The following is a 15,708-nucleotide window of genomic DNA, read 5'->3' on the forward strand; positions in this document are numbered from 1 at the left end:
TTCTTCTGCACATCAGAATTCTATGGTGGTCCAACTCCGCTGGCCATGACAGTAGGGGAATGAACCACACACTTCCCGCTGCAGCGCCGCAACGGACCTCGCCAGAACAGTCCTCCACAAAGTTCACCAAAGCCTCGGCTGCGGCCGTCCTTGTCTGCTGGCTGTTGGTGGTCTTTGATGGCTATGACCTGATCGTCTACGGCACCGTCCAGTCCTCCCTGATCTCCGAAACCGGATGGGGACTCAGCAAGGCCACGGCCGGAACCATCGGGTCCATGGCCTTCGTGGGCATGATGATCGGAGCGATCTTCGCCGGCCGGATGGCCGACTCCTGGGGCCGGCGCCGCACCATCCTGGGGTGTGCCATTGTCTTTTCGGTCTTCACCGTCCTCTGCGCATTCGCGCCCAATGCCGCCATCTTCGGCATCCTGCGGCTCCTCGCCGGCATCGGGCTCGGCGGCCTGGTGCCGTCGGCAAATGCCCTGGTGGCCGAACTCGTCCCCAGCAAATGGCGGTCCATCGTGGCCACCCTGATGATGTCCGGTGTCCCCATCGGCGGATCCATCGCCGCCGTCGTCGGCATCCAAATGATTCCGGCCTTCGGCTGGGAGTCCATGTTCCTTGTTGCCGCGCTGGCCCTGGTGATCGTGGTGCCGCTCGGACTGAAGTACCTTCCTGAGACACTGGCCGCCGGAACGGTCGGCAACCAGGGTTCGGCGGATGGGGCCAGCACCACAGTCAGCAGGCCTGCCGGCTTTAAGTCACTGCTCCGCGCACCTTATCTGGGGATCAGCGTACTGTTCGCCGTGGCCACCATCGCCACACTTTTCGCCTGGTACGGGCTGGGGACCTGGCTGCCGAACCTTATGCAGCTGGCCGGCTACAACCTCGGTTCCGCCCTGACCTTCGCCCTTGCCTTGAATCTGGGAGCGGTGGCAGGCTCAGTCATCACTGCCTGGGCCGGCACCCGCTTCGGACCGATTCCGACGGCGATCGCCGCGGCCGCAGTTGCGGCCGGAGCGCTGCTGGTCCTGGTTACAGGACCGTCCGTCACCATCGTGTACCTGATGCTGGTCCTCGCCGGCGTCGGGACCCACGGCACGCAGTGCCTGATCATCGCGGCAGTGGCAAGCCACTATCCGGGACATCTGCGGGGGACGGCCCTCGGCTGGGCACTGGGGACAGGCCGCATCGGAGCGGTGGCTGCACCCCAGGTTGGCGGCCTTCTGCTGGCCGCCGGGCTGGGCGTCAATTCGAATTTCCTTGCCTTTGCCGGCGCAGCGGCAATCGCGGCGGTCCTGCTGGCCGCCGTCGGTCTCAAACTCACTTCAAAGCTCGCTATCACCCCCTCAATCCATCCCTCACCAACAGGAGCAAACAATGTCTGAGCAGGCCACGTCCACTGATGTCCTTGTGATCGGAGGGGGAATGGCCAGCCTGGCCGGCGCCCTCGCGCTGCGTGAAAATGGGGCCGACGTCACGCTGGTGGAGCGGGCGCCCGAGTTCGGCGAAGTAGGCGCAGGGCTGCAGATGGCCCCCAACGCCTCCCGAGTCCTGCAGCGGTGGGGGCTGCTTGAAAAGGCGCTGGAAATCGGCGTCCAGCCCAAGCACCTGGTCTTCCGCGATGCCATCACCGGTGAGGAACTCACCCGGCAGACACTGGGTGGGGAATTCGCCGAACGCTACGGCGCACCGTACATAGTGATCCACCGTAGCGACCTGCACCGGGTCCTGCTCGAAGGGTGCGAGGCGGCCGGCGTCAAGCTTGTGAACGATGTGATGGTCGAAAGCGTGGAGACCGTGAACGGACGGGGAGTGGCGCACACCGCCGCCGGTGTTGACTACGAGGCCGACGTGGTGATCGGCGCAGACGGACTCAAATCCACACTGCGCCCGCTGGTTGCAACCGACGAACCGGTCTCCTCGGCCTACGTGGCCTACCGCGGCACAGTGCCGATCACGGAAGAGACGCCGCAGGCTGACCTTGAGGACGTCATCGTCTACCTCGGACCGGACTGCCACCTGGTCCAGTATCCGCTCCGCAAGGGCAAGCTGCTGAACACCGTGGCAGTTTTCAAGTCCGCCTCCTTTGAGCGCGGCGAAGAGCAGTACGGGGGCGTGGACGAGCTCGAAGCTGCGTACAAGGACTGTGTCCCGGCCGTGCGGGCAGCGTTGAAGAACCTGGGCACCGGCATGCGGTGGCCCATGTACGATCGCGACCCGATCGAAAACTGGGTTGCCGGCCGAATGGTGCTGATGGGCGATGCCGCCCACCCCATGCTGCAGTATCTGGCCCAGGGGGCCTGCCAGGCTCTTGAAGACGCAGCGGTCCTCCAGGATGTCAGCGCCGGCAGCGTTTTCACCGAAGACGGCGTCAACCCGGCCGCCTGGGACGTCGCCATCAAGGAATTCAACACCATCCGCGCGGGCCGTACCGCCCGGATTCAGCGCACCGCACGCGTCTGGGGCGAATCCTGGCACGTCTCCGGCCTGGCCAGGACACTCCGGAATCTGCTCTTCAAGAGCCGGAAGGACAACAACTTCCAGTACAACGACTGGCTGTACGGCCAGGATGGCGAGGGAGTTCCGGCTGTTGAAGCGGCCCGGTCCAGCCAGGCAAACGGGCTTACTGCCTGACCTGGCGGACCTGGCCCAGCCGGGCCGCCCGTGCTGCGAGGTAGCGGCGCTCGGGGAGGCTCGCAGTTGTGGCCGCAGCCCGGAGATAGGCCTCACGGGCCGCCGCCGTATCACCGGAAAGTTCCAGCAGGTGCGCCCGCACCGCATCCAGGCGGTGACTTCGGGCCAGCTGCGGATCGTTTTCCACTGTCCCCAGCACCGCCAACCCGGCGAGGGGTCCCTTGACCATGGCGACGGCGACTGCCCGGTTCAGAGTCACCACCGGGCTGGGTGCCACCTGCTCCAGCACGTCGTAAAGCGCCAGAATCTGGGGCCAGTCGGTAGCCGCGGCGGTCAAAGCTTCGTCATGGATGGCAGCTACTGCCGCCTGCAGTTGGTACGGTCCTACCGGAAATTTTCCCAAGGTTCCGGTCAGGAGTAGGACACCTTCGCGGATCCGGTCCGCATCCCAGAGGGTCCGGTCCTGTTCAGCGAGCGGCACCAGGGCGCCGTCGGGCAGCGTGCGGGCCTGCCGCCGGGCATCCGTCAGCAGCATCAGGGCAAGGAGGCCGGCTGTTTCTCCCCTTGCTGCAGATTCGGCCGGGGTAACGTCCAGCAGCAGCCGGGCAAGCCGGGTGGCCTCGCCGGTCAGGTCTGAGCGCTGCAGCGATGGCCCTGAACTCGCGGCGTAACCTTCGTTGAAAATCAGGTACAGAACCTGCTGTACGACGGCGGTTCTCGCCATCGCCTCTTCGGGAGCGGGGGATTCGAAACGGGCGCCCGCCCGGGTGATGCTGCCCTTTGCCCGGCTGATCCGCTGTGCCATGGTGGCCTCGGGCACCAGGAAGGCGCTGGCGATCTCCGCAGTGGTCAGGCCACCCACGGCCCGCAGCGTCAGGGCCAGTTGGGACGGCGGAGAGAGCGCCGGGTGGCAGCACAAGTACAGGAGCGTCAGGGTGTCATCGGCGTCAGGCGCCAACGCGTCGTCGTGCTCCCCGGCACCCGTCACAGTCAGCCCCGCCTGCAAAGGGAACGTCGCCAGGGCAAACGATTCCTCCCGGCGACGCCGCGCGGTCTCGCTGCGCCACTGGTCAACCAGCCGCCGCCCGGCAACCGTCATCAGCCAGCTGCGGGGGTTGTCCGGAACACCATCCTGCGGCCATCTGAGGGAGGCTTCCAGGAGCGCTTCCTGGACGGCGTCCTCACACGCATCGAACTGGCCGTGGCGGCGGGCAAGCATGCCCAGGACCTGCGGCGCGAGGGTGCGCAGCAGGTCCTCGAACGGAAGGCGTACCCGTTCCATGGCGTGTTCGTGCCGGCGGCCCTAGACGTCCGGCGGCCCGTCCTGAACGGCCCTCAATTCCACAGTTCCGGCGTACTTGACTATGCCGGAGCAGATCTCAATGGCCCGCTGTTCGCTGGCCACATCCACCACCCAGTACCCGATCAACGACTCCTTGGACTCTGCGTAGGGACCGTCAGTGGTGATCACGCCGCCGTCCGCCTGTTTGACGGTTTTCGCGGTGCTGCCGTCGGCCAGACCGGCATTGAAGACCAGTTCGCCGGATTCGGTGAGATCCTTGTCGATCTGGATCATGAACCCGATCATTTCCTGGATCCAGGCCGGATCGGCAGTCTCCATCATGCCTTCGGCCGAACCGAACATCATGATCATGTATTTCATCTTTGGCTCCTTGGTTTTGGTGCACCGGATGGTGCCTTCATGGATAAGTCGGAGCCGCCAGGTGGTTCTCTACACGGTCCGGAAAAAAACTGAAGAAAATGTCCGACGGCGGCCGACCGCCCGGCAGCGCATGGAACCGGATTCCCGCAGCCATCAGTTTGAAGCCGCCTGCGCGCGGGTCAGTGCAGAGCCAATCAGCACTTCGGCGGCCTCACGCGCTTGCCTTGCCGGCTCGGCACTGCCCGAGATGGCGGCAGTCGTCTGGGCCCCTTCGGCCAGGATGGCGAGTTGGGGCGCCAGCGCCGGTGGTGCCCCGATCTCCGCGGCCAGCGCCGAAAGGTACTGCTGGAAGTCCTCTTTGTGGGTCCTCACGATTTCAGCAATGCGCGGAGACGTACCGCCGAGTTCCCCAAAGGAGTTGATGAAGGCGCACCCGCGGAAGTCCTCCTGGATAAACCACTCGGCAAGAAAATCGTAGACGGCCAGGAGCCGCTCCCGTGGTTCCGTCTCACGGGCCACCGCTGCGGCCACGCCTTCGGTCCACTTTCGGTGACGGGCCAGCAGGACCTGCTCCACGATCGCATCCTTGGAGGGAAAAAGCCGGTAGAGCCGCTTGAGCGAAATTCCCGAGGCGCTGCGAAGCTCATCCATGCCCACGCCCTGGATGCCTTTCGCGTAGAAGAGGCGGTCCGCGGCGTCAAGGGCAGCACCGCGCAGGACGTCGTCTTCAGCGGAGCCGGAGGGCTGCTTCCTCTGGGGAGCACTCTGGTTGGGCATCGGGATGCCTCCTTTCCCAGATTCACTTGCGCGGATAACGATCGTTCTCTATAGTAGAGCAAGAACACCGAGAACGGTCGTTCTCCATTTCTGAAAGGATCACCCCGTGGCTTTCATTACGGTTGGAACAGAAAACAGCACCGACATCGAGCTCTACTACGAGGACCACGGAGCGGGACAGCCGGTTGTGCTGATCCATGGGTACCCACTCGACGGCCACTCCTGGGAAAAGCAGAGCGCGGCCCTGCTCAGCGCCGGGTACCGTGTCATCACCTATGACCGCCGGGGCTTTGGCCGCTCGAGCCAGCCCACCACGGGTTACGACTATGACACGTTCTCCGCTGACCTGAACGTCCTCCTGGAAACCCTTGATCTTAGCAACGTCGTCTTGGTGGGCTTCTCCATGGGAACCGGCGAGGTGGGCCGGTACCTTGGCACGTACGGATCCGGCCGCATTGCCAAGGCAGCCTTCCTGGCCGCCCTGGAACCATTCCTCCTGCAGACCGGGGACAACCCCCAGGGTGTCCCGCAGGAAGTATTCGACGGGATCCTCGACGCCGTCACCACCGACCGCTACGCCTACTTCGCAGACTTCTACAAGAGCTTCTACAACACCGACGACACCCTGGGAACCCGTCTGTCGGAAGAGGCGCTGCGCAACAGCTGGAACGTTGCCGCCGGCGCCTCCTGGTACGCCTCCAGTGCGGCCGTGCCCACCTGGACTACAGACTTCAGGGCTGACATTGCCAAGATTGACGTTCCCGCGCTCATCCTGCATGGAACCGCCGACAACATCCTGCCCATCGATGCAACCGGGCGGCCGTTCTACAAGGCCCTGCCCACAGCCGACTACGTAGAGGTTGAGGGGGCTCCGCACGGCCTGCTCTGGACCCATGCCGAGGAAGTCAACGAGGCACTGCTGGCCTTCCTCGCCAAGTAGGCTCTTCCGCGGGACTGCACGGTGCCGCTTACTGCATCACGGCTGCGACGGCGCTGATCTCCACGAGCGCACCTGGAACCCCCAGCCCGGCTACACGGGCTGCGGTGACCAGTGCCGGCTCGTCGGAGGCCAGCTCCGGCGCTATCGCCCCATATCCCGCGGCGAGGTCTGCGCCGTCCACAAAGAGTACCGTCCACTGGACGACGTCGCTGAGCGTTGCGCCGGCCGCGGCAAGCGCGGTTTTGACGTTCGCCAGGGCGCGCGCAGACTGCACCGCAACGTCTCCCTCACCGACGAGGGAGCCATCGGCGTCGACGGCGTTCTGGCCTCCGACATAGATGGTGGTGGCGCCCGGCGGAACAATGGCGACGTGGCTGAAGGCGGGGCTCGGTACAAGCCCTTCAGGACGGATGCGCTGGATGGATGTCATGCCGTGGAAGCTGCAGTCTAGGTGAGTTGCGAGAACATGTCGTTCCCGCTCGCCGTCGCCGTGGGGACTTCCTGGAGAACGTCCCAATGCTCAATGATCTTGCCCGCTTCGTTGAAGCGGAAGATATCAACAGCAGCGGAATTCAACGTCCGGTAGTGCGAATGCACGGCAACGAAGTCGCCTTCGGCGATCACGCGGTGGACTTCGACGTCGACTGGCCCGAACTGGGCGAAAAAGCCCTTGACAGCTTGCAGTCCGTTGCCAGCCAGCGGATTGTGCTGCTTGTAGTCGTCCACAATCAACTGATCGAAAGCCTCCGTGTCACCCGCCCGGAAAGCTTCGAAAAGCCGAGCCACGGCTTCCTTGTTTGATTCTGTTGACGCCATGACGGACCCTTCCTGCCCCACAATGTGGCTCAAAGGTTACGCGTGCGGGCAAACCCGGACAAGGGGTGGAAGCAAAGCAGAATCCGTTTGCTGTTTGGGCAGCTACGGCAGCGATGCAGGCGCCGGCCCGGTGGATCGACGGGGGACAAGTTCAGAGGCCAGCACATCACCGGGCGGCGGCGGGGTGCTGTTGACCTGCGCCAAAAGCTCCTGGACAGCGGTCCGCCCCTGGGCGGCAAAGTCAACGCGGAGCGTGGTGAGGGGCGGGGCGAAGTAGGCGGCCTCGGGGATGTCGTCAACCCCTGTCACGCTCACGTCTTCCGGGACGCTGAGTCCCCGTTCGGAGAGGGCGAGCATGGCCCCGAGCGCCATTTGATCGTTGGCAGAAACCACTGCCGTGGCTTGGAGGGTGCTGGTCATTCCAGCGATTGTCACATACCCGGAACTGGCGGACCAGTCGCCAAAGACGATTCCCTCGGACCGGAGGCCCTGTTCTGCGATCGCTGCCTCATAGGCCCGGGCGCGGTTTCGGGCGGCAGGAAACGTGGTGGGCCCTGCGACGTGAAGGAACCGGCGGTGGCCCAGGGACGCCAGGTACCCGATGAGGGCCGGAAAACCAATGGTGGTCAATTGTGAGGGGCGGCCGGTCAGGGCATCGTCCTCCTCGGAACCTATATACGAGGGGACGCGGAATTCGGTTCTCTCGAAGGCCTCCCGCATCTCGTCGGTTGAGGCGAGTGCCAGGACACCGGCAAGATCGTGTTGCATCACCAGCGCCAGTGCTTCTTCGATTGAACGGCGGTCGCTGACATCCAGGGTGACGATATCGAGCAGGTATCCGGCCTCCCTTGCCGCGGCACTGGCGCCCTGCAGGACCTTGCTTGGGCCGAAATGGGCGATCTCGTGGGTGAGGGCACCGATCCGATGGGACTGACCTGTTGTCAGCGAGCGCGCCGACAGGTTGGGCCGGTAGTTGAGCTTCTCAAGGGCGTCAACCACCCGCCGTTTCGTCTCAGGCCGGATGCCCTCGAAACCGCGCAGGAAACGGCTGACCGTCTGATGCGAAACTCCTGCCGCTTCAGCGACATCGTAAATGGTGGCCTGCCTGGTCGCCGGTGACGGCGGAACGGGCCCACTGCCCGCAGCCACCGTTTGTGTAGCCCGCTCGTTGTCCATTCCGGCCTTCCCCAAATCACTGAACGATCAGGGCTTCTGCCCGTCACTCGAGTTTACCGGAAACATTTCTGCTCCAAGGTCTATGTTTCCGGTAACATTTGGCGCTAACATTCAAGGACCGTCTCCGCCCCAACCAATGGAGTACCAACCCACATGGATTCGCCCGCCCCCGCCCACGTCCCCAACGGCATCCTCTTTGGTGCCGCCTACTACGCCGAATACCACATGAACGACCGGCTTAAAGTGGATCTCGACCTGATGAAGGATGCCGGGTTTACCGTCATCCGGGTGGGCGAGTCAGTCTGGTCCTCGTGGGAGCCGCAGGATGGAGAGTTCGACGTCGAATGGTTGGCCCCCGTTTTGGACGGCGCCCATGAACGCGGCATCAAAGTCATCCTGGGTACCCCCACCTATGCTGTCCCGCCATGGCTGCAGACTGCCTATCCTGAAATCGCCGCCGAACGAAGCACCGGAACCAGGATTCCCTGGGGCGCACGGCAGGAAGTGGACTACTCCCACCCCGCATTCCTCTTCCATGCAGAACGCGTTATCCGCAGGGTCATGGAACGGCATGCCAGCCACCCTGCGGTTATTGGATTCCAGGTAGACAACGAGCCCGGCCTGGAACTCATCCATAACCACGGCGCCTTCACACGGTTCGTGCGGCGGATCAAGAAGCAGTACGGCGACGTTGAGACCCTCAACCGGGAATGGGGCCTGACGTACTGGTCGCACCGGATCACCGACTGGGCCGAGCTCTGGCGGCCGGACGGCAACACCTTCCCGCAGTACGATCTGGCCTGGCGGCGCTACCAGGCGGACCTCACCACGGAGTTCATCACCTGGCAGGCGGGCCTGGTCTCCGAGTATCGGCGGGGCGATCAGTTTGTCACAACGTGTTTGCAGTTCCCGCGCCGCGGCCTGGACGACGAACAGCTTTTCAATGGACTCGATATTGCTGCCGGAAACCCCTATTACGGCATGCAGGACCACCTGGACGGGCTCGAAGAACTTGACCAGCCCAACTACTGGACCACCACGGGGGTGGCGGGTCTGTTCAGGCAGGCTGACCGGCTCTACGGAGCCAAGCAGGGACGTTACCTGGTCACAGAGACCAACGCCCAGGCCATAGGTGCCGCCGAGACAAACCTGCCACCCTACCCGGGCCAACTGAAGCAGGCGGCTTACGCTTTCATCTCCCGGGGTGCTGCGATGATCGAATACTGGCACTGGCACACTCTGCCTTACGGGGCGGAAACCTATTGGGGAGGAGTCCTGCCCCACAGCCTGGTCCCCGGGCGGGTCTACGCGGAACTGTCCGAACTGGGGTCCGAACTCGGCCAGATCGGAACGCTGCTGGACGGCTACGTGCCGGACGCCGACGTCGCGATTCTGTGGTCGAACCCCAGCCGGTTTGCCTTACAGTTCATGCCGCCCTTTGCTGCCGGCAGCCAGCCGGACGGAGAATCCTACGAGCACATCATTGACTCGTTCCACCGCGGGGTCATCGACGCCGGCCGGCAGTCCCGGGTCCTCCATCTCGCCCAGGCAGCGGCGCTCGGCGCCGCGCAACTGGTCGAGCAGTTCCCCGTACTGGTGGCGGCAGGCGTCTATGTGGCCTCGGACGAGGAACTTGTGCTGCTGCGGGAGTACGCCGAACTGGGCGGCCACCTCATCCTTGGCGTCCGCACAGGGTATGCCGATGAGGAAGCGCGAGCCCGCGTCGCCGTCGCGCCTGACTTCCTGCATGAGGCTGCCGGCGTGCGGTACGAGGAATTCTCCAACCTGGAGCGGGATGTTCCGGTAAGCGGCACGGCCGGCAGCGGCCTTGAACTCGAGGATGCGTCGTATGCCCGGCTGTGGGTGGACGGGCTCATCCTGCAGGGGGCAGAGACACTGGCCTCCTATGAGCACCCCCGGTTCGGGGACTTTCCCGCGGTCACCACGCGGATCCACGGTGCAGGCAGGGTGACGGCGGTTGGTTGCGTGCCCTCGCCGGGACTCGCCAAGTCGCTGATCCGCTGGGCCGTCCCGGAGGCGCCGGAGTCCCGGCTGGTGGGTGAAGTCCAGCGGCCCATCACCGTATCCTCTGGTTCGCTGCCGGACGGGCGCCGGGTGTGGTTTGTCTTCAACTGGGGCTGGGACCGTCAAACGGTCTCCCTCGCCGGACGCGTCACCGAGGTGGTCACCGGTACCGCCCACGAACCCGGTGCAGAGCTTTCCCTGAGCCCATGGTCAACACGAACTTTCGTCAGCCAGTGAGGCGTCCGGCTCAGCCGGACGCCGCTCCGAAACAATTCATCAGCATCAACAAATACACAGAAAGAGTAACGATGAAAAAGGCACCAAAAACAGCAATGGCGCTGGTGAGCAGCGCCGCGGTGGCCGCAATGCTCCTCTCCGGCTGCAGCAGCAGTACACCGGCCGGAACCACGGCACCGGAGAAAGTGTCGCAGGACCAGATCGACCAGGCGCTGAGCACACCTACCAAGCTGACGTTCTGGACCTGGGTGCCTGATATCGAAAAGGAAGTCGCCCTGTTCGAAAAGAAATACCCGGCGATCGATGTCACGGTCGAGAACGTCGGCCAGGGATTGGAGCACTACCAAAAGGTCCGCACGGCTCTCCAGTCCAAAGAGGGCGCCCCGGACGTAGTGCAGGTGGAGTACCAGTACATCCCTTCATTCACCCTGACCGATTCCCTTCTGGACCTCACTCCCTATGGTGCAGCGGACCTCTCCGGTGACTACGTGGACTGGGTCTGGAACCAGGTCTCCACCGATGACGGCGTTTGGGCCATTCCGCAGGACATCGGACCCCTGGGCAACGTCTACCGCAGGGACATCCTGAACCAGGCAGGCGTCACCGAGGCCCCGAAGACCTACGAGGAATACACCGCAGCAGCCCAAAAAGTAAAAGACTCAACGGGTTCGTACATCTCCAACCTTGCAACCAACGACCCCGCGCAGGTGGTCGGACTCCTCTGGCAGGCCGGTGTGAAGCCCTTCGGGTACGACGGCGACAAAACCGTCAGCATCAACGTCAACAGCCTCGAAGCCAAGCAGGTCCTCGGCTACTGGCAGGACCTGATCGAAAAGGACCTTGTATCCACGGACGCGGATTTCAATGACCAGTTCTACCAGGGCCTGGCCGGCGGCAAGTATGCCGGATGGCTGACGGCGGCCTGGGCTCCCATTTTCCTCCAGGGCACGGCCGCTGACACCTCAGGAAAGTGGAGCGCGGCACCACTTCCGCAATGGGAAACAGGCAAGGAAGTCTCGGGAAACTGGGGCGGCTCCTCGGACGCCGTGCTGTCAACCACCAAGAACCCCATCGCAGCCCAGGAACTGGCCAAATTCATCAACCACGATGAAGAATCCACCACGATGTTCGCCAACGAGCAGTTCCTCTTCCCGGCAGCGAAAAGCGTTCTCGAAAGTCCGGAATTCACTGACAAAGCGGTGCAGTTCTTTGGCGGCCAAAAGGTGAACGACCTCTTTGCCGAGATCTCAGGCACGGTGGATACCGAGTTCCAGTGGCTTCCGTTCACCGAGTACGCGTACTCGCAGTTCAACGAGATTGTCGGCACCGCCATCGGTGAGAAGAAGGACCTGGGCGCGGCACTTGACCAGTGGCAGGACGTCCTCGTCAAGTACGCGAAGGCCCAGGGATTCACCGTCACATAAGACGCTCCGGGAGGCGCCGCTGCCTGCAGGCGCGGCGTCTCCCGTCCTTCCCATTTCCCTTAAGTAAAGGATCAGCCGTGGCCATCAGGTCTATCTCCGCCGCGAAACCGGCCGGCACAAGCACCGCCAGACGTTCATCCGTCAGCAAGCGCAGACAAACGACCGCCGCCTACCTCTTTGTGCTGCCGTTCTTCGTGGTCTTCACCACCATGCTTGTCATCCCGCTCGGATACTCGGGCTACCTCAGTGTGTTCAAGAACCAGTTGGTCGGCGGACTCTCATTTATCGGACTGGACAACTACATCCAGGCTTTCTCGGACCCGGATTTCCTGGCTGGGATTGGCCGGATGCTGATTTTCCTGCTGGTCCAGGTGCCTATCATGCTCGGCGTAGCCCTGTTGCTCGCCCTCGGCCTCGACAGCGGCAGGGCACACGGTGCCAAGGCCCTGCGCCTCGTGTACTTCATGCCCTATGCCGTTCCCGGGGTCGTCGCGACGCTGATGTGGGGATACCTCTACGGCCCCGACTTCGGCCCCATCTCGCAGCTGTTCCGCGCCGTGGGCCTTGAGTCCCCGAATCTTCTCAACTCACAGAACATTCTCGGATCGATGATGAACATCGTCACATGGGAATTCGTGGGCTACAACATGATCATCCTGTACGCGGCCCTCCGCTCCATTCCTGCTGAACTCTATGAGGCGGCAGCCATCGACGGCGCCAGCCAGTACAGGATCGCCTGGAGCATCAAGATCCCGGCCATCCGGCCCGCCATCATGCTGACAGTCATCTTTTCGATCATTGGGACGTTCCAGCTGTTCAACGAGCCAAGCCTGCTGGACGCAATCGCCCCCAGTGCCATCACCAATGGGTTCACCCCGAACTTCTACGCGTACAACCTTGCGTTCGTCAACCAGGACGTCAACTACGCCGCTGCCGTGGCGTTCCTCCTCGGGGCGATCATCGCCGTCGTCTCCTACGTCGTCCAGTTGGGCACGCAGCGCAGCGAACGCAAACAGCGAAAGGCCACCCGATGACCTCCACCACGCTCGCTCCCAGCCCGAAAACCGAGACCGTTCCGAGCAGGCCGGCCGGCCGCCGCAACGGAAAAGAACGCAGCCTGCCGCTGACCATCGTTCTGTGGCTGTGCGCCCTCTATTTCCTTCTCCCGCTGTTCTGGCTGTTCATTGCCAGCACAAAAGACAACTCTGATCTATTCAGCAGCTTCGGGCTGTGGTTCGGCGACCGGTTTTCGCTCTGGGACAACATCGCCTCGGTGTTCACGGTCCGCGACGGCCTCTACCTCCGGTGGACGCTCAACACTGTCCTCTATGCCGGCGTGAGCGCTGTGGGAGCGTCACTGATTGCAACGATGGCCGGTTATGCCTTTGCGAAGTACACGTTCCCCGGGTCACGGGCCCTGTTCAGCCTCACCCTGGGGGCCATCATGATTCCGCTCACGGCCCTGGCATTGCCCACGTACCTGCTTTTCAACGCGGCCAGCCTCACCAACACGCCCTGGGCAATCATCCTGCCCTCTCTGGTGAGCCCGTTCGGGGTCTTCCTGATGCGCGTCTACGCAGCCGACGCTGTACCGGACTCCATGATCGAAGCCGCTCGCGTTGATGGGGCAGGTGAGTTCAGGATCTTCTGGCAGGTGTCCTTCCGGCTCCTGGGGCCCGGAGTGGTGACCGTCTTCCTCTTCGCGCTGGTGGCCACTTGGAACAACTACTTCCTGCCCCTGATCATGCTGAACAGCTCCTCCCTGTACCCGCTGACTGTCGGACTGGCGCAGCAACAGTCCGCGAGCGCCGCGGGAGGCGGCGCCCAAGCCCTCTTCTCGACGGTTATCACCGGCTCACTGGTCAGCGTTATACCGCTGATCATCGCCTTCCTGTTCCTCCAACGCTATTGGGAGACGGGTTTGGCGACTGGGGGAGTCAAGGAGTAGTTGACCCGGAAGCCCTCCCGTCAGCCTGGGACGTCGGCGGATACCCGTTCGCCGTTGAAATACTCGAGCTTCCAGCCATCAACGGCATGGTGGTGGGCCAGGTTGAGGGCGGCGTTGTCGATTTTCTGCAAGGCACGGCCGATGGCGCGGCTGAGACTGACTCGGATGAGCGTGCCGTGGGCGATGGCAAGAATACGGCCGCCCGGAAATTCCTCGGCCAGTGCTTCCAATGCAGCCAGCCCGCGGCACGCGGCGTCGTCCTCGCCTTCTGCGCCGAGGTAGCCACCGGGGATGCGCAAAGCGTCCAGTTCGGGTCCGGCCTGAAGGCCCTCCGCGGATCCGAAGCTGCGCTCAGTCAGCCCTTGCACACGCCGGACCACGTCCAGCCCCAGCCCCGCGGCGATAAGATCGGCGGTTTCCGCGGCTCGGCTCAGCGGCGAGGACACGATGGCGTCCCACTCGTAGCCGGACAGGACGGCGACGGCATCGCGCGCCTGGCCCCGGCCGACGTCGTTCAGTGGGATATCGGTGGATCCCTGCAACCGGCGCTGCGCATTCCAATCTGTCTGACCGTGGCGGACGAGGGCGAAAGTCGTAAGAGTCACGCCCTCATTCTGCCCTGAGCGCGGCAGGCACCGGAACAGCCGCTCCCGTGATGAGACGGCTAACGGGCGGGGGAGTGTCCCAGGCTGGTTATCAGGCGGCCGATGGAATCTTCGGCCGTAGGCACGGCGCCAAAGACCTCCTGTTGCCGGGTGGTGTCGGCGACGTAGCCGCCGGTCTGGAAATAGTTGATCATCGCACCCAGGTCCTTCAGCATCGGGTTAACCGGCCCAAGCACGGTGCCCATGGTGCGGACGAGCCCCGCGGGGACCGCCCGTACGCCCATGCGCCTGCCAAGGAGCCGGCCGGAGATCTCGGCCACCTGCTGCATGCTTACCGGCCGGTCCCACCCGATATCGATCCGTTGACCCTCGACGCCGGGTGCGTCGACTGCCGCGGCAAGACAGCCTGCAACGTCGGGCGTGAGCACGAACGTCAGCGGGACGCCAGGGTCCCCGAGCCATCTGAAGCGGCCCTTGCTGACGGGGTCGCCGCCGAAACGGGTGACCTGGTCAAAAAAGGCGCCCGGCCGCAGCGCCACGAACGGCACGCCCCGGTTTTCGAGCCGGTCCTCAGTCAGCTTCTTGTGCCAAAAGTGCGGAACCCCGGGCGTCTGGTCACACGTCAGGATGCTTGTCAGGACGAACCTGCGCACCTTGCTGGCGGCCGCGGCATCGACAAGGTTGGCGTTGCCAACGATGTCCGTTTCTGGTGTGTCCCCCTTCCGGTGCCGGGTATAGCCTGCCGCCGTGGTGATCACACAGTCCACGCCGTCCATCGCCCGCCGCAGCGACCCCGGGACCATCATGTCGCCCCGGGCGATAGTGGCTCCGGCGGCTTTCAGGCGGGCCGCATCCGAACCGACGCGCACGAGGGCACGAACTTGTTTTCCGCGCGCCAGGAGTTCGGCCACAACCTGGCCGCCCAGCATGCCAGTGCCGCCCACCACCAGAACGGGCCCATTGTCAGTCATCGCCGCCTCCGTTTTCTGGAGCTCAAGTCCTTGGCACGTCCAGTTCCGTCGTGACGTACTCATAGCCCTCGCGTACCAGCTGCTCGAGGACGTCGGTGTCCACGTCGTCGAGCTTGTTGATGTAGAGGCAGCCGACACCCAGCTTGTGTTTTCCGAGCTTGGGCAGCAGCGACGACGCATCGGGGCGGTAAATCACCCCGTACAGCGCCAGATTGGCCTTTCTCGGTGAATATCCGACGGCGGCAAAGTCGCCCTCGCGGCTGGCGCCCCTGTAGTGGTAGCTTCCGAAGCCCACGATGCTGGGGCCCCACATGACGGCGGGCTGCCCGGTGGCCTCGGACATGATCCGGAGCAGGGCGAAGCCATCCTCACGGCGGGTGGGATGGTCAATGGAGGAGAGGAACTCCTCCACGCTGGCGCCAGTGGGGACGGTTATGTTTTCAGCCATACACGTAGTGTCGCAAAATACAGGGCTGGTGGGGCGACAAT

At 63.8% G+C, this 15,708-nt stretch carries 16 protein-coding genes; 7 read left to right on the forward strand and 9 right to left on the reverse strand.

The genetic code is table 11. The features are described 5' to 3' along the window. Positions 1–59 precede the first annotated feature (59 nt). A complete protein-coding gene (locus M1E17_RS11975) occupies positions 60–1,388 on the forward strand; it encodes an MFS transporter (RefSeq protein ID WP_457962272.1) in 1,329 nt (442 codons plus the stop codon). Then, positions 1,381–2,637, forward strand: coding sequence for an FAD-dependent oxidoreductase (locus M1E17_RS11980; protein ID WP_457962273.1), 1,257 nt, complete (start codon positions 1,381–1,383; stop codon positions 2,635–2,637). Before M1E17_RS11975 ends, M1E17_RS11980 begins: the two co-directional genes overlap by 8 nt. Here M1E17_RS11980 and M1E17_RS11985 read toward each other — a convergent pair. The 3 genes from M1E17_RS11985 to M1E17_RS11995 form a co-directional block, all read right to left on the reverse strand. Next, positions 2,627–3,919, reverse strand: a complete 1,293-nt coding sequence (locus M1E17_RS11985; protein WP_457962274.1) for an RNA polymerase sigma factor — start codon at positions 3,917–3,919, stop codon at positions 2,627–2,629. The genes M1E17_RS11980 and M1E17_RS11985 overlap by 11 nt on opposite strands. A gap of 21 nt (positions 3,920–3,940) precedes the next feature. After that, positions 3,941–4,300, reverse strand: coding sequence for a YciI family protein (locus M1E17_RS11990; RefSeq protein WP_457962275.1), 360 nt, complete (start codon positions 4,298–4,300; stop codon positions 3,941–3,943). A gap of 153 nt (positions 4,301–4,453) precedes the next feature. Beyond that, complete coding sequence (locus M1E17_RS11995) at positions 4,454–5,077, reverse strand: TetR/AcrR family transcriptional regulator (RefSeq protein WP_457962276.1); 624 nt, start codon at positions 5,075–5,077, stop codon at positions 4,454–4,456. A 106-nt stretch (positions 5,078–5,183) separates the two neighbouring features. On the opposite strand from M1E17_RS11995, the gene M1E17_RS12000 reads away from it, so the two are divergent. Beyond that, positions 5,184–6,017, forward strand: a complete 834-nt coding sequence (locus M1E17_RS12000; protein WP_457962277.1) for an alpha/beta fold hydrolase — start codon at positions 5,184–5,186, stop codon at positions 6,015–6,017. Between the two features lie 28 nt (positions 6,018–6,045). On the opposite strand, the gene M1E17_RS12005 is transcribed toward M1E17_RS12000, so the two are convergent. From M1E17_RS12005 to M1E17_RS12015, 3 genes are all read right to left on the reverse strand, one after another. Then, the gene (locus M1E17_RS12005; protein WP_457962278.1) at positions 6,046–6,447 is read right to left on the reverse strand and encodes a RidA family protein; all 402 of its coding nucleotides are present in this window, start codon (positions 6,445–6,447) and stop codon (positions 6,046–6,048) included. Between the two features lie 17 nt (positions 6,448–6,464). Next, the gene (locus M1E17_RS12010) at positions 6,465–6,833 is read right to left on the reverse strand and encodes a nuclear transport factor 2 family protein (RefSeq protein WP_267275014.1); all 369 of its coding nucleotides are present in this window, start codon (positions 6,831–6,833) and stop codon (positions 6,465–6,467) included. 102 nt (positions 6,834–6,935) lie between these two features. Continuing rightward, positions 6,936–8,009, reverse strand: a complete 1,074-nt coding sequence (locus tag M1E17_RS12015; protein WP_457962279.1) for a LacI family DNA-binding transcriptional regulator — start codon at positions 8,007–8,009, stop codon at positions 6,936–6,938. Between the two features lie 153 nt (positions 8,010–8,162). Here M1E17_RS12015 and M1E17_RS12020 point away from each other — a divergent pair, with 153 nt between their 5' ends. The 4 genes from M1E17_RS12020 to M1E17_RS12035 all read left to right on the forward strand — a co-directional run bounded on the left by M1E17_RS12020 (position 8,163) and on the right by M1E17_RS12035 (position 13,643). Beyond that, on the forward strand, positions 8,163–10,271 hold the full coding sequence (locus tag M1E17_RS12020) for a beta-galactosidase (RefSeq protein WP_457962280.1): 2,109 nt from the start codon (positions 8,163–8,165) through the stop codon (positions 10,269–10,271). Between the two features lie 71 nt (positions 10,272–10,342). Continuing rightward, positions 10,343–11,695: an ABC transporter substrate-binding protein gene (locus M1E17_RS12025; RefSeq protein WP_457962281.1), complete on the forward strand. Its 1,353-nt coding sequence runs from the start codon at positions 10,343–10,345 to the stop codon at positions 11,693–11,695. Between the two features lie 77 nt (positions 11,696–11,772). Beyond that, a complete protein-coding gene (locus M1E17_RS12030; protein ID WP_457962282.1) occupies positions 11,773–12,729 on the forward strand; it encodes a carbohydrate ABC transporter permease in 957 nt (318 codons plus the stop codon). Next, the gene (locus M1E17_RS12035; protein ID WP_457962283.1) at positions 12,726–13,643 is read left to right on the forward strand and encodes a carbohydrate ABC transporter permease; all 918 of its coding nucleotides are present in this window, start codon (positions 12,726–12,728) and stop codon (positions 13,641–13,643) included. The genes M1E17_RS12030 and M1E17_RS12035 overlap by 4 nt, the downstream gene beginning before the upstream one ends. Positions 13,644–13,663: 20 nt before the next feature. Here M1E17_RS12035 and M1E17_RS12040 read toward each other — a convergent pair whose 3' ends face one another. The 3 genes from M1E17_RS12040 to M1E17_RS12050 are packed head-to-tail and all read right to left on the reverse strand — an operon-like array spanning position 13,664 to position 15,667. After that, positions 13,664–14,248 carry a histidine phosphatase family protein gene (locus M1E17_RS12040; protein WP_457962284.1) on the reverse strand — a complete coding sequence of 195 codons (585 nt, stop codon included), beginning with the start codon at positions 14,246–14,248 and terminating at the stop codon, positions 13,664–13,666. Between the two features lie 59 nt (positions 14,249–14,307). Continuing rightward, positions 14,308–15,219 carry an SDR family oxidoreductase gene (locus M1E17_RS12045; protein WP_457962285.1) on the reverse strand — a complete coding sequence of 304 codons (912 nt, stop codon included), beginning with the start codon at positions 15,217–15,219 and terminating at the stop codon, positions 14,308–14,310. A gap of 22 nt (positions 15,220–15,241) precedes the next feature. Then, complete coding sequence (locus M1E17_RS12050; RefSeq protein WP_457962286.1) at positions 15,242–15,667, reverse strand: DUF1801 domain-containing protein; 426 nt, start codon at positions 15,665–15,667, stop codon at positions 15,242–15,244. Positions 15,668–15,708 lie beyond the last annotated feature (41 nt).

It is taken from the genome of Arthrobacter sp. D1-29 (assembly GCF_054130585.1).